The organism is Segetibacter sp. 3557_3 (genome assembly GCF_004354985.1).
GTDB lineage: Bacteria > Bacteroidota > Bacteroidia > Chitinophagales > Chitinophagaceae > Segetibacter.
The window spans coordinates 306,121-319,165 of the sequence record NZ_SMSK01000003.1 but is presented as its reverse complement, the minus strand read 5'-3'; the positions used below and the strand labels follow the sequence as shown (position 1 = coordinate 319,165).

Below are 13,045 nucleotides of genomic sequence, written 5' to 3'. Positions count from 1 at the left end.
TCAGCCCCGGATTTTATTTCGTTGCACAAGAAAGTCCCGCAATGCCTCATCCACCGGGTGTTCAGTATTGATTAAGCGGTAAAAAATGTTTTTGTCCAGTAATCCTGCGCGTACATCCGCAAGGTATTTCTCTAAAGCCTGCTTGTATAGCTGCTTGCTTTGTGATGGATCAATACGAATGGTTTTGCCCGTTTCAAGGTCCTCAAGCGTGCTAAAACCTTTGTAATCGAGGTTTATTTCGTTAGGTGCAAGCAGGTGAAAGACAATAATCTCATGTTTATTCGAAGCCAACGCATGTAACAAACGGCTAATCTCTCCATCCTGCTCGTAATAATCGGTGATAAAGATGAGCAGCTCTCTTTTGTTGATACCGGAGAAAATGCTTTTATAATCTACCGGGTTGGTGAATCCACCTTGTGGATCGATCTGTTCCAGCTGGTAATAAATGCGGGCAAGGTGCTGATGATCCTGGCGTGCGGGAAGGGAAAACAGTTCGCCTTGCCGGAACACAAACAAGCCGGTTGCATCACCCTGCCTTTGTGCCAGGTAAGCGAGAGAAGCTGCGAGGTATCGCGCGTATTCTATTTTGGTAAAAGCCCCCGATGTATGGTTCATTGATGCGCTTGCATCAACAAGTAGCCGCACCGATATACTGGTTTCTATTTCTGACTCACGGATGTAATAACGGTCGGATCGGGCAAACATCTTCCAGTCGAGGCGGCGAAGATCATCGCCTGGCTGATAACTTCGATATTGGCTGAACTCCATGCCAATACCCTTTACGCTGCTGTTGTGTATGCCCGCCAAAAATCCATCTACCGTGGTTTTTGCAGCCAGCGGCAGGTCTTTTATTGCCATCAGCGTTTTCGGGTCGGCCAGTCGGCTCATATGGTAAAAGGGTTCTGGTTCACAATATCGGTTTCTTACTGCTGCATATGGCTTTACTGTTGAAAGGAGCGTCGCAACCGGAGTTGCAAGATGGACAAATGCCGGTCACCAAAAAAAGCTCACAAGGTAGCAGGCGTTTATCAGCTACACAAGGTTGCCTTTTGGCCTTGAGATGGATTTAAAAAGGGTTTGAGTAACGTCGTCGGAGGTAATATTTTCCGCCTCCGCTTTAAAATTCATGAGTACGCGATGACGTAAAACCGGGCGCGCCATTGCCTGGATATCTTCCATTTGAACAGCATAGCGCCCTTTTAACAATGCACGTGCTTTTGCGGTGAGGATCAGGGCCTGCCCCGCACGGGGACCTGCCCCCCATCGCACCCATTCTTTTACATAAGCATTGGTACTGGTTGCCGGCCGTGTTGCACGAATGATCGAGGACACATAGATGACGAGGTCGTCGTTAATGGTAACATCGCGAACGAGTGCCTGCAGTTGTTGTATCTCCCCGGCGTTTAACACCTGGCCAACATGGGTTTTACGGTTGGCGGTGGTATTGGTGAGTATAGCCGTTTCTTCCTGTTCGGTGGGGTAACCAATCCTGATGTACAATAAAAAGCGGTCGAGCTGGGCTTCGGGCAATGGATAGGTGCCCGCCTGCTCGATCGGGTTTTGTGTAGCCAGAATAAAAAACGGACGATCAAGCGGATAAGTTTTACCCCCATAAGTAACCTCAAACTCCTGCATGGCCTCCAACAACGCCGACTGGGTTTTGGGCGGTGTCCGGTTGATTTCATCGGCAAGGATGATGTTGCCAAACAGGGGTCCTTTGTTAAACTGGAAGAACCTTTTGCCTGTTGAATGGTCCTCTTCAAGCACCTCTGTGCCAACAATGTCGGTCGGCATAAGGTCAGGGGTAAATTGAATGCGGCGAAACGAAAGATCGAGTGCCTGCGCCATAGTGCGCACCATTAACGTTTTAGCAAGGCCGGGAACCCCCTCAATTAAACAGTGCCCTCCGGCGAGTAGGGCAACGATAACTTCCTCCAATACTTCATCCTGCCCAACAATCACTTTCTGGATTTCCCGAACAAGTTGCCCTAACTTCTGCAATAATTGTTGAACCGAACTTTCTGATATTTCCAAAGCAGTATATTTAAGGATCGTTTACGTTGTTGACCAAAGAGGAAATTAGGGCAAAAACAGAAACGAAAAAAATTGCCGGTGACATTCGGCTATAAAAAAGGATCGACATGGTGCGCCCGAGATTTACATTTACACGAATAAGGTACAGGTCGGGCGACTGGAACACCGATCAGCGTATGCCTTCAAATGTGTTGAATTCGCTGATTGAATACACGACCATTCCGGTGAACCTCGAAGAGAGAGTAATCGATTTGTCGGGTGATGAACTTTTCCAGTCACCTTTCACCTACCTCAGCGGGCATAAGCTGGTTCAGTTCGATTCAAAAGAAAGCGCTTACTTTAAAAAATATATTCGCAATGGCGGGTTTACGTTTGTGGATGATTGCAATCATGATATCGACGGCCTGTTTGCAAGATCTTTTGAAACGCAAATGGCTACGTTATTTGGCGCTGGCGCACTAAAGAAGATCCCAAAAACACATGAGCTTTACCGGTCGTTTTTTACGTTTGAAAAAGGACCGCCGACCACATCTTTTGAACTTAACGGCTGGGGCGACGACCTTGTGCACGATTACCTGAAGGCAATAGAGATTGATGGCAGGATCGCGGTATTGTACAGTAATAAAGATTATGGGTGTGAATGGGATTACGATTTCAGGAACAAACGTTTTTTAGCTGAGGATAATACGAAGTTTGCAATGAACATTGTGGTGTATGCGATGGGATGAGCGGGAATGATGAACTATGAATGATGAATGATGAACTATGATGTTGAGCTTTGAGTCATGCGGTTTAGTACATTATATTTTTTATGGACCCGGCTTCAGGAATTCTATAGGACAACGTTGCGTCGCACTCTTGTACGGTTGGGAATGCTATGCGCCAATTTTGTTCTGCCATTGAATTTGCCATGATTGCTTCGCTTTAACCTTTAAGGAATTAATTGAGTATAATGAATTGACTGCCAGACACAGCTAAATTCATTTAAAGCGAACCATACGGATTCAAGTTTTAAAACCAGGATGGTAATGTGAACTTGAGAGAGAATTTGTATTAAAAAAATGGACAATTGTAATCGTTTTCATTCCGATATCGATGTTTTTCATCTTACATTTTACATTTTTAATTATTTAATTATTTAATTCTTCAATATGCTTGACCGTAGGAAATTTTTACAAAACGCCTCGTTGGTAGCTGGAGGCACCTTTTTGGGTTCTGCTTTCAATAATGAAGCATTTGCCATTTTCAAGAACCGTATCGCACCCAGCGATCAGCTGAATGTAGGACTGATTGGCGCCAAGGGTATGGGCTGGTCGGATTTAACGGCCATACTTAAGATACCCGGGGTTAACGTAGTAGCGATATGTGATGTTGATAAATCGGTGATAGATCAACGGATGAACGACCTGGGTAAAATGAAGGTGAATACCGCATCGGTAAAAACCTATGGTGATTACCGCAAGCTGCTCGAGCAAAAAGATGTTGATGCCGTGATCATTGGCACCCCCGATCACTGGCATGCGCTCATGATGATCCACGCTGTTGAAGCGGGGAAAGACGTATATGTAGAAAAGCCTGTTGGCAACTCAATTGAAGAATGCCGTGCAATGGAAAGGGCACAGCAACGATACAATAAGGTGGTGCAGGCTGGCCAATGGCAACGAAGCCAGCAGCACTTCAGGGATGCGGTTGACTACGTTCATACCGGGGTTCTTGGCAACATACGTACGGTAAAAGTCTGGTGTTACCAGGGCTGGATGAAACCAGGGCCCGTTGTTCCCGACAGTGCACCACCTGCTGGTGTTGATTATGCCAGCTGGCTTGGCCCTGCTAAAAAACGGCCATTTAATTCCAGCCGCTTCCACTTTAACTTTCGTTGGTTTTGGGACTATGCTGGCGGTCTAATGACCGACTGGGGTGTACACTTGCTCGATTATGGATTGCTTGGCATGAAGTCGCCTGCACCAAAATCGGTATCTGCATTGGGTGGTCGTTTTGCTTACCCCGACCTTTACGAGGAAACACCAGACACCCTGACCACGCTGTACGAATTTGATGGTTTCAATATGGTGTGGGACTCCGCAATGGGCATCGATAATGGTTCCTATAACCGCGATCATGGAATTGCCTACATTGGTAACAATGGCACACTGATCTTAAACCGCGGTGGATGGGAAGTAATTGAAGAACGCCAAAGTACCAGTAAGGTGAGCAAGCCCCTGGTAAAAGCATCCGACAACGGTTTGAACATGCACATGATCAATTTCGTGAACGTAATCAAGTCCAGGAAAATGGAAGACCTGCATTGTTCTATACAGGCCGGTGCACACGTGGCCACAGTTGCCCAGCTGGGAAACATTGCTTTCCGTAGTGGCAAGAAGTTGGAGTGGGATGCAGCGAAGCATGCGTTTAGCGACAATAGCATAAATAAGGAATACCTGATGAAAGAGTACCACAATGGTTATAAGCTGCCTAAAGTGTAGGCTTGTGGTCATGCATCAAACAGCTGCTTTTGCACGCTGTTAGAAGTTGTGTAGAACCCGATCTTTAACGTGCCTGCTTCTCATTGTACATAAACCAAAAAGTATACAAAAGATTATGAAAAAAGCGTTGCTTGCTATTACGACTTCCCTGCTGTTTACCAGTGGGCTGTTTGCACAGGCAAAACCTGAAGACACCGAATATTATACCCCTGTTCCGCCCATCGTTAAGCCGGGTTCGGGCCCATTTGATGCGCCCGCTGATGCGATCATTCTTTTCGACGGAAAAAACATTGGTGAATGGGTAATGAGCAACGATACCACGGCAAAAGCAAAGTGGATCGTGGATAATGGCATGATGACGGTAGACAAAAAAACCGGCGACATACAAACAAAACGGAGGTTTACCGACTTTCAGCTACACATTGAATACCGGATACCGGAGAACATTACCGGCACGGGCCAGGCACGTGGCAATAGCGGCATTTTCCTGGCCGCCTTCCCGGGTAATGCGGGCGGCTACGAACTGCAGGTGCTTGATAATTACAACAACACCACCTACGTAAACGGGCAGGCGGGCAGCATTTATAAGCAATCACCTCCATTGGTAAATGCTTGCAAAAAGCCGGGTGAATGGCAAACCTATAGCGTCATCTGGACGGCACCACGTTTCAATGATGATGGCTCTGTAAAGTCGCCGGGCAGGATTACAGCGCTTCACAACGGGGTGCTTGTGCAAAACAATTACGAATTAAAAGGCGACACACCTTACATTGGCAAACCCGCCTACAAAAAACATGGTGCAGCACCCATCAAACTTCAGTCGCATGGCGATAAAAGTGAACCCATTAGTTTCAGGAACATCTGGTTGCGGGTATTGTGATGATAGGGGATTTGGGATTGAGGTATTGGGTATTGAGGAGAGAGTTGATTGGTTGATACGTTGATAAGTTGAGTGGTTGAGTGGTTTGGTATTGAGGTATTAAGGTATTGAGGTATTAAGGTATTGGGTATTGAGGAGAGAGTTGATTGGTTGATACCTGATAAGTTGATTGGTTGATAAGTTGATAGGCTGAAAGCCTTTTGTTGAAGGGCAAAAAATTAAAGAGCACAAGATGCAGTCACCTGCAAAATCTTGTGCTCTTTTTTCATTTTGAATTTTTAATTTTTAATTTTTAATTTTCTTCCTCACTCCAGCGCTTTCACAAAATCACTCACCAGGTAGCTGATCAGTTTACCGGTGGTTTCACTTCTTCTGCCATCAGGCATTGCTGATGCGCCTTCACAGATGTGGAGGTATGCCGGTTTTACATCTGCCGCTGCATACGAAACAAACTGGCGTGCATGAATGGACGAGAGCCCGGATGGTGTTGATGCACCACACAATGATTCTTCAATACATTTCAGGTCTACTTCGATCCCGGTTGCCGTATCATCAGTAAAGGCAGTTGCATGTGCAATGGCCTCGAGGAAGGTTTTCTTCTCGTGCAGGAATATGTCTTCGTAAGTAATAAAGTCGATAAACGGATTGTTCACGATATCAAGCCAGATATTCTGCGTCAGGTAGTTTTCGTGTAAACCAAGAATGAAGTACTTCTGAAGGTAGCCATCTTCTTCCGCGTAGCTGAAGCCATTGCCGCTATGTCGGCCTTCAAGCGGCCGGAAATCTGCCTGTGCGTCAAGGCTAAGGCAATTGATGGATGCCAAAGGCACCGCGTTGTTTTTGTATAAGCCTTTAGCCGCACCGCGTATAAGGGGATATGCATTATTATGACCACCGCCGATAACAATCGGGATTTTACCCAGTTGGGTAATGAGCTTAATTAAGGGCTCAACTGCTTCATCAACTTCGTTAACGGCATGCCGGTAAGCGTCAATACGTTCATCAGCGTTTAGCGCATTACTATCAATTAAACCGGATATTGCTTTGAAGTCGTAGTGCCCGAGAACAAGAATATTACTCCCTTCCAGGAAGTCATTGCTTTGGATGTTGAGAAATGCACTTAAGAATGGCTCCCATGCGGTATCGGTGCCACCGATACCGTGGTTGGCTTTCTCACCAATGTCTTCAGGAATACCTATCAGGACAAACTTAGCACCTGACTTTTGAATTGCTTCTTCCAGGTTCGTGGTGTCGGAAAGGGCAAGAACCCGCTCACCTACCTTTGTCTCAAAACGCCTGACCTTTGTTAATGCTAATACGTCTTTTTTGTTGTAAAAGGTAAAATATTTCATATAGCCCATAGTACAGCAGTTGTTGGTTGTGCATGTTCTAAAGGGATAAATGTAAGGAAATAATCTGCATAGCACGGTCGATGCACAGATGTTTGAAGAAGCATCAAAGTTGGCGCTTCTTCTCAGATGCAGAAATCATAATTGTTACCCTGGCATTACCGCTTGTATTTGGAAAAGCCGCAAGCCTTTCAGCTAAGGGCAGAGCCCGTGTTTACCAATATCGGTCGATTAAGGCCGCCACGCGAAATCACTCAAAGTCACAGTATAATTACCCGCCGCATTTTTCTTGCCGCTATATATTTGCGGATACCAGGCTTCAACGGGTGAATAAATTGTTGGCTGCGGGATGGGATCATCAAAACCGTCTCCTTTGTCTATAAAAGCCTTTGTAATCATCGGTTCCACAAAGTTTACACGGCCATTATAGGTTCCGTAGATGAACGTTTTGGTAAACGTTACCCTATCGAATTCCAGGCCGGTGGTGTCTACCCAATGCTTGCCCATGTCAGGGTCGGCGGCTGCAGGCACATAATGAGGTGGCAAGAAAGACAGCGGGGGATTCTTCTTCAATGCAATTGAGTCTTTTTCCCAACTGCCGATGGCCAAACGTTCAGCATTGTTGATGGTGTAAAAGTGAAAATCAAAGTGTGGAATGTCGTAAACGCTATCGGGAGCGTGGCCTTTGGGGTTCCAATCAACCACAATGTGGTCAAAGGCAGTAAGCCGCTTGATCTCATCACTCAGTGTTAACAAATATGTACTATGGCCTGAAGTGCTGAGTCCCTGTAGCGAGGCCGGTGTTAACTCAATGCCAATCGTTAGTGGTTTTCCGTTGGCTACGGTTGAAAACGACCTTATCCTTCCGTTGCCCATTTCAGTCTCCGGACCAGGGGGTGGTGTTTCAATATCGTATTTTTTACAGGAGGAAAGAAACAGGCTGCAGCATGACAGCAACAAAGCGGTTAGTGAAACGGTTTTCATTAGAACGTTTGAATTAATTCGCAATATATTATTTCTTACATCAACGAAAAAACCTCCCATTTGCAGCATGGCGGTTTTTTCGCTGTTGTGGCGGAACCTATTGCTTACGACAAACGCATTCAGATGGTTATTGTTATATCCAATTCCGACTTTTTGTAGAATCAAGCGATTTTTTAATTGCAAATTAATCCGCCTACATCTGCAAACCCGATATAAAACAGCGTACGCGTTGAGTTGTCAGGGTAGTGTGCAGCTTATTTTAAGAAACTGAAATTGCTCAAATCAATGTTAATGATGATAGACCAGCTTGGCCACCTGCCTTACAAGCAGTACCAATCTTTGCGACCCGGGAATGATTAAAACAACCACCGCTTTTTCCGGCTTGGTTGTTCCTGCATCAGGTTTTCGAGAAAAGGTATAACCTCTTCCTGTGACGAAAGGCTATAATCGGCTGCGGTAGTTTCGCTGCCCACACGGATCGTGTAGGCCTTATTGTGTAGCGCTTTAAACATGTCCTCATCTGTAGTGTCGTCCCCAATACAGATCATAAAGTCGGCATTAAAGTGCGTAGAAAGCTTGAGACCAGTAATCCCTTTGTCCATGCCTGAAAGTCGCACTTCGATAACCTTATTTCCATCAATTACCTGGATCGGTGTATTTGAAGTAAGTTGAAGCAGGTTATTCAGGAGTTCCCTTGAACGCACAAAACCGAGATCAGGTTGTGTGTTACGGTAGTGCCAGCTAAGGGTATTTGCCTTTTCTTCAATGAGAGATCCTGCGCAACGCGTCACATAGGATTGAAACATGGGTCGGATCTTGTCCTTCCACTCCGGTGACACCTTGGTCTGGGTTTCCCATTTACCATTTTTATGCTTGATAAAAACACCATGTTCCGACACAAAATGTATGGGAAGATGACTAAGCCACTTGTCGAGCGTTTGGGAATCGCGCCCACTGATAATCACAACTTCATTTTTGGGATCGGCACTCAAATTTTTCAGGCATTGCAATACCTGCTTTCCCGGCGCAGCTTCGGATGGCAGTTTTGTGTAAGGGCTCAAAGTACCGTCGTAGTCCAGTAGAAAACACCTTTTTTTAGCCCCCTGGTAATGCCGGTGGATTTTTTCCGTAGTTGCATTATCCAGCAATTTTGCCTTAGCCCTCCGCTGTTCATTTTTGATCTCTTCCAGTTGATCAAGAAAGTCATTTACCCAAACAACAACATCATACTCCTGCAGCCTGCCCTGCATAGTCTTCATCCGGCTTTTCTGTTCTGCAAGCGGCATTTCCAGGGCTGTAGCCAGGTACTCGGCCATTTGATCGGTATCGGTAGGTGTTAGCAAAAGCGCTTCATTAAGTTCGGCTGCTGCGCCCGCCAGCTCACTAAGAATAAGTACGCCTCCATTGTTGCTGGCTGCTACATATTCTTTAGCAACGAGGTTCATGCCATCTCGTAAAGGTGTAATCAGGGCAACCTCAGCAGTCTGGTATAAGGCACAGAGGTCTTCAAAAGCAAGGTGATTATACCTGTAAATAAGAGGTTGCCAGTGAAGGGTCGAGAACTTTCCGTTGATCATGCTGATATTCTCCTCGATCATTTTCTTCCGCTCACCATAGGTGGGAATGGCATCGCGCGATGGAATAATGTTCAATATAAATATCACCTTTTCACGCCATTCCGGGTAGCGGGTGAGAAATTGCTCGAATCCTTTTAAACGATAATTGAGTCCTTTGGTATAATCCAGGCGATCAACCGAAAATATGATTTTCTTATCGCCATAAACTTTCCTGAGGTCGCTGCTGATCTCTTTTACCTTGCTGTTTTTAACAGCGTCTCGAAACTTTTCAAAATCGATACCAATCGGGAAAAGTTCTGTTTTAATCAACCTGTTGTTAAACTGGATGGTATTATAGTGATTATCGATCCTTAGAATCATCTTAACGGACTGAATAAAGTGGGATACATAATCGTAAGTATGAAAACCGATCAGGTCGGCACCAAGTATTCCCAGCAGTAGGTTTTTTCGCCAGCTAGCTGGAAGTAACCGGTACAGTTCATAAGAAGGAAATGGAATATGCAGGAAAAACCCAATCGTGATCTCTGGAGCCTGCTGCCGCAACAACATCGGCAATAACATCAGTTGATAATCATGTATCCACACCACGTCGCCAGGTTGAACAACCGCTGCAATCTCGCGGGCGAAAAGCTCGTTTACGCTTTTATAAGCATCATAATATTCCGACTGGTATTCCGTTAATGAACTGAAGTAGTGGAACAAGGGCCAGATGGTGGAATTCGAGAAGCCGTTATAGTAATCAGAATATTCGTGCTCGTCAACAAAGATGGGTTGTATGGAAAAATCTTCCCCACTTAATGTACTGCTGTACGCGTTCCATTCTTCCTGCGAAAAGTTTGCACTGCCAATCCATTGTTTGCTCTTGAACTTTCCTGCACTCTGCTTGCTGCGTTCGAAATAGCTCTGGAGGGCACTGACCAGGCCTCCTGAACTTTGCCTTATCACTGGCTTATCACCACTGGTATCTAATGAAAAGGGTAACCTGTTTGAAACAATTATCAATCTGCTCATTTATGCTCATTTAATCTAGAAGCACAACGCATAAAAACTAAGCCATATACATGCAATTGTCACTTCAAACATATGGTTCCACATGCTTAATCAGCCTCCTTTTCAGCTTAACGTGGAGATTAGATACATAAGTTTGTTAATCGCTTGTACAGTCACGCAAAAACCGGAAATATGGCATAGTTTTTCTTCGACAAGCAACAAAAATCTGATTAAGAAGAGATTGGAACCCTATTTTTGCCGCGTTTAAAATCCTTGAATTGAATTACTTCATCTATATCCTCATTCTGCTATCTTTTGTCGGTTGTAACCAGAAATCAACCACCCCGGTGCCGCAGCTACAAGCAAAAGACACATCGTTTTTTAGGAAGCTGTCACCTGCTGAGCGGGCGTTTTACAAAGAGGCTTTATACAAGTCGTACGACTCGCTTTACGGAAGAGGGAACTTCAACGGGAGTATCATCATAGCCAAAAACGGTGAAATCCTTTTGGAAGAATATAAAGGCTACAGCGACTTCTCAACTAAAGACACCATTACCCCAAATACGGCTTTTCACATAGCATCAGTGTCAAAAACATTTACGGGTATGGCAGTATTAAAGTTGTGGGAGGAGGGTAAGCTATCGTTGGAAGACTCGCTAACCAGGTACTTTCCGGAGTTCCCGTACAAAGGAATAACGATAAGGATGTTGCTCAATCATCGCAGCGGGTTGCCTAATTACGTGTACTTTATGCCGGAGGATACGGCTTTCAGAAAGCGGGGACGTATTGCAACAAACGACGACATGTTGCAGGTAATGATCCGTAATAAGCCCGGGATCAACAATTACCCGGATCGTTCTTTTCATTATTGTAACACCAACTTCGCATTGCTGGCGCTCATCGTTGAATATGTTACCGCGCAGCCTTTTCCCGAATACATGCGCAGCAACCTGTTCGTACCACTGGGCATGAAAGACACTTATGTATTTTCCATTGCGGATACCGGGTCATATAAGCCCAGTTATCTATACCCGGCCCGTGCGATCGGAATAGAAAACTGGGATTGCATTTACGGCGACAAAAATGTTTATTCTACCCCACGTGATTTGCTGCTTTGGGATATGGCGCTTTATACCAATCGATACGTAAATAAAGGCACCCTAGAAGAAGCTTTGGTGCCATATAGTAATGAACGTCCCTCCGTTCATAACTATGGCTTAGGCTGGCGTTTGATGATGTTACCGGACAACAAGATCGTTTACCATAATGGTTGGTGGCATGGCAACAATGCCGTATTTACCCGGGTAATTAAGGATACCGCCACCATTATTATAACAGGCAACAGGTATAACCCGGGCATATATCGCGGTATGCACCTTGGCGATATATTCAACCGTCATCCGGGTACTGAACTGCCGGTAATAGTTCCCGGAACCCCTCAAAAGCAAGAAGGATAAACCAGGGCTATCCAGTTACCCGGCAAGGTGAACGAGTGATTACAGCAATGCTGCCTTAACCTAAGTAATGACCAGTGGTCTCAAACTCCCTGCGATTTATCCAACTCCCGGACCATTATTAGTTTGCATTCCAAATCCCGGATCAATTTCCGCAGGTGTAATCTCATAGTATCTTGTATCCGGGCAATTTCAAAACTTCCGGCTGCCACCAGTTTCTCGCCATATCTGCAGTAAAAACAGTCTTGCCACGCCGTCCGGTTTATCCGGTGCTTATTCCTGGCTACACCTTTTCAGCTACAATTAACGACAAGCGGATACATTCGTGTATCGTGCCAAATAGCCGCAAGGAACTGAAGAATAAATCAGCTTAAGGAACAGCATCATAGCGCTTGAGGTTAGAAGCAAATGGTTTTCTTAGGATCGAAATGCTGGTATCTGTGAGGAGGCGTTTCCAAGAATCAGAATGCCGGTCGTTAACCGGCATTAGAAATATGATAAAGACTTCCCGTTTATGGTCCTGTTAGTCTCATGCCTACAAGACAATGTATTCACCTTTTTTATTTACTGAAATTAACGGCAGCTTCTTCTTTTCTTCAAAGATGTCGTATACCTCCTTGATCTTTATCGCAAAGCGTTGCAAGTCCTGGTCGTGTTTTGTAGTACGTGCAAGGTATTCAAGGCTCTTTTTGTTATTGTACCGAATTGGAAAAATGTGCACCGGGATAAAATCTTGTCCCTGGGTTTTTGCATAAGCCGCAAGGATGTACAATTCCTCTATCTGGTTATCCTGGATGGGTATACAACCAACTGTCAGACAACTACCGTGTATATATATTTCACCTCCCGGCTTTATCGAGTCGCTTAGGACCTTGTCGGAAGCATTGGGATAGTTGAGCCCTAACGAAAGATGGTAAGAACTCCTCGGGTTAAACTCATTGATATAGTAAAATCCTTCCGGAACCTGGTAATCACCCTCCATCCGTTTAGGACCCATTCCACCCGCCAGTGCACAAACCTTGTAGGTTTTAAAAAGTTTAAAAGCTTCGTCCTTATTATTTCGCACCCAAACTTCAAGCTGGCTGTCATATTTAAACGACCTGATGTACATCTGCTTAACCGGCCAGGGCAACCCTGCCAGGGCAAACTGCCGCTTTAGGGTATCTTCTTTGCCTTTAATAGCAGAAGCTACACGGGGATAGCTTTTTTGAACGTCAACAAAAGACAGCTGTGCATGCACATTATTCAGCAGAACGAAAAAGGCGATGGTTAACGACAGGGCTTTCATTGAACC

The 13,045-nt window shown here is 45.2% G+C and carries 10 protein-coding genes; 4 read left to right on the top strand and 6 right to left on the bottom strand.

Annotated elements, in window-relative coordinates; all coding sequences use genetic code 11:
- Together EXU57_RS07585 and EXU57_RS07580 are read right to left on the bottom strand one after the other, a co-directional pair.
- On the bottom strand, positions 1–888 hold the full coding sequence (locus EXU57_RS07585; RefSeq protein WP_207955414.1) for a DUF58 domain-containing protein: 888 nt from the start codon (positions 886–888) through the stop codon (positions 1–3).
- 144 nt (positions 889–1,032) lie between these two features.
- Positions 1,033–2,034 carry an AAA family ATPase gene (locus EXU57_RS07580; protein WP_133267582.1) on the bottom strand — a complete coding sequence of 334 codons (1,002 nt, stop codon included), beginning with the start codon at positions 2,032–2,034 and terminating at the stop codon, positions 1,033–1,035.
- A gap of 107 nt (positions 2,035–2,141) precedes the next feature.
- On the opposite strand from EXU57_RS07580, the gene EXU57_RS07575 reads away from it, so the two are divergent.
- The 3 genes from EXU57_RS07575 to EXU57_RS07565 all read left to right on the top strand — a co-directional run bounded on the left by EXU57_RS07575 (position 2,142) and on the right by EXU57_RS07565 (position 5,397).
- Positions 2,142–2,762, top strand: a complete 621-nt coding sequence (locus tag EXU57_RS07575) for a DUF4159 domain-containing protein (protein WP_207955413.1) — start codon at positions 2,142–2,144, stop codon at positions 2,760–2,762.
- 423 nt (positions 2,763–3,185) lie between these two features.
- Positions 3,186–4,517: a Gfo/Idh/MocA family protein gene (locus tag EXU57_RS07570; protein ID WP_133267581.1), complete on the top strand. Its 1,332-nt coding sequence runs from the start codon at positions 3,186–3,188 to the stop codon at positions 4,515–4,517.
- 115 nt (positions 4,518–4,632) lie between these two features.
- Positions 4,633–5,397 (top strand): DUF1080 domain-containing protein, encoded by a 765-nt coding sequence (locus EXU57_RS07565; protein ID WP_133267580.1) that lies wholly within the window; start codon positions 4,633–4,635, stop codon positions 5,395–5,397.
- Between the two features lie 305 nt (positions 5,398–5,702).
- Here the strand turns inward: EXU57_RS07565 and EXU57_RS07560 are convergent, their stop codons facing one another.
- The 3 genes from EXU57_RS07560 to EXU57_RS07550 form a co-directional block, all read right to left on the bottom strand.
- A complete protein-coding gene (locus EXU57_RS07560; protein WP_133267579.1) occupies positions 5,703–6,749 on the bottom strand; it encodes a formimidoylglutamase in 1,047 nt (348 codons plus the stop codon).
- A gap of 228 nt (positions 6,750–6,977) precedes the next feature.
- Positions 6,978–7,730: a DUF5602 domain-containing protein gene (locus EXU57_RS07555; RefSeq protein ID WP_133267578.1), complete on the bottom strand. Its 753-nt coding sequence runs from the start codon at positions 7,728–7,730 to the stop codon at positions 6,978–6,980.
- Between the two features lie 356 nt (positions 7,731–8,086).
- The gene (locus tag EXU57_RS07550; protein ID WP_133267577.1) at positions 8,087–10,318 is read right to left on the bottom strand and encodes a bifunctional alpha,alpha-trehalose-phosphate synthase (UDP-forming)/trehalose-phosphatase; all 2,232 of its coding nucleotides are present in this window, start codon (positions 10,316–10,318) and stop codon (positions 8,087–8,089) included.
- Between the two features lie 257 nt (positions 10,319–10,575).
- On the opposite strand from EXU57_RS07550, the gene EXU57_RS07545 reads away from it, so the two are divergent.
- Positions 10,576–11,754 (top strand): serine hydrolase domain-containing protein, encoded by a 1,179-nt coding sequence (locus EXU57_RS07545; RefSeq protein WP_133267576.1) that lies wholly within the window; start codon positions 10,576–10,578, stop codon positions 11,752–11,754.
- A gap of 532 nt (positions 11,755–12,286) precedes the next feature.
- Here the strand turns inward: EXU57_RS07545 and EXU57_RS07540 are convergent.
- Complete coding sequence (locus tag EXU57_RS07540) at positions 12,287–13,039, bottom strand: murein L,D-transpeptidase family protein (RefSeq protein ID WP_133267575.1); 753 nt, start codon at positions 13,037–13,039, stop codon at positions 12,287–12,289.
- Positions 13,040–13,045 lie beyond the last annotated feature (6 nt).

What these genes read in the sequence shown, in the direction of transcription:
- EXU57_RS07585 (WP_207955414.1), bottom strand. Translation starts at nt 888, where the DNA reads ATGAGCCGACTGGCCGACCCGAAAACGCTGATGGCAATAAAAGACCTG.
- EXU57_RS07575 (WP_207955413.1), top strand. Translation starts at nt 2,142, where the DNA reads ATGGTGCGCCCGAGATTTACATTTACACGAATAAGGTACAGGTCGGGC.
- EXU57_RS07570 (WP_133267581.1), top strand. Translation starts at nt 3,186, where the DNA reads ATGCTTGACCGTAGGAAATTTTTACAAAACGCCTCGTTGGTAGCTGGA.
- EXU57_RS07565 (WP_133267580.1), top strand. Translation starts at nt 4,633, where the DNA reads ATGAAAAAAGCGTTGCTTGCTATTACGACTTCCCTGCTGTTTACCAGT.
- EXU57_RS07560 (WP_133267579.1), bottom strand. Translation starts at nt 6,749, where the DNA reads ATGAAATATTTTACCTTTTACAACAAAAAAGACGTATTAGCATTAACA.
- EXU57_RS07555 (WP_133267578.1), bottom strand. Translation starts at nt 7,730, where the DNA reads ATGAAAACCGTTTCACTAACCGCTTTGTTGCTGTCATGCTGCAGCCTG.
- EXU57_RS07550 (WP_133267577.1), bottom strand. Translation starts at nt 10,318, where the DNA reads ATGAGCAGATTGATAATTGTTTCAAACAGGTTACCCTTTTCATTAGAT.
- EXU57_RS07540 (WP_133267575.1), bottom strand. Translation starts at nt 13,039, where the DNA reads ATGAAAGCCCTGTCGTTAACCATCGCCTTTTTCGTTCTGCTGAATAAT.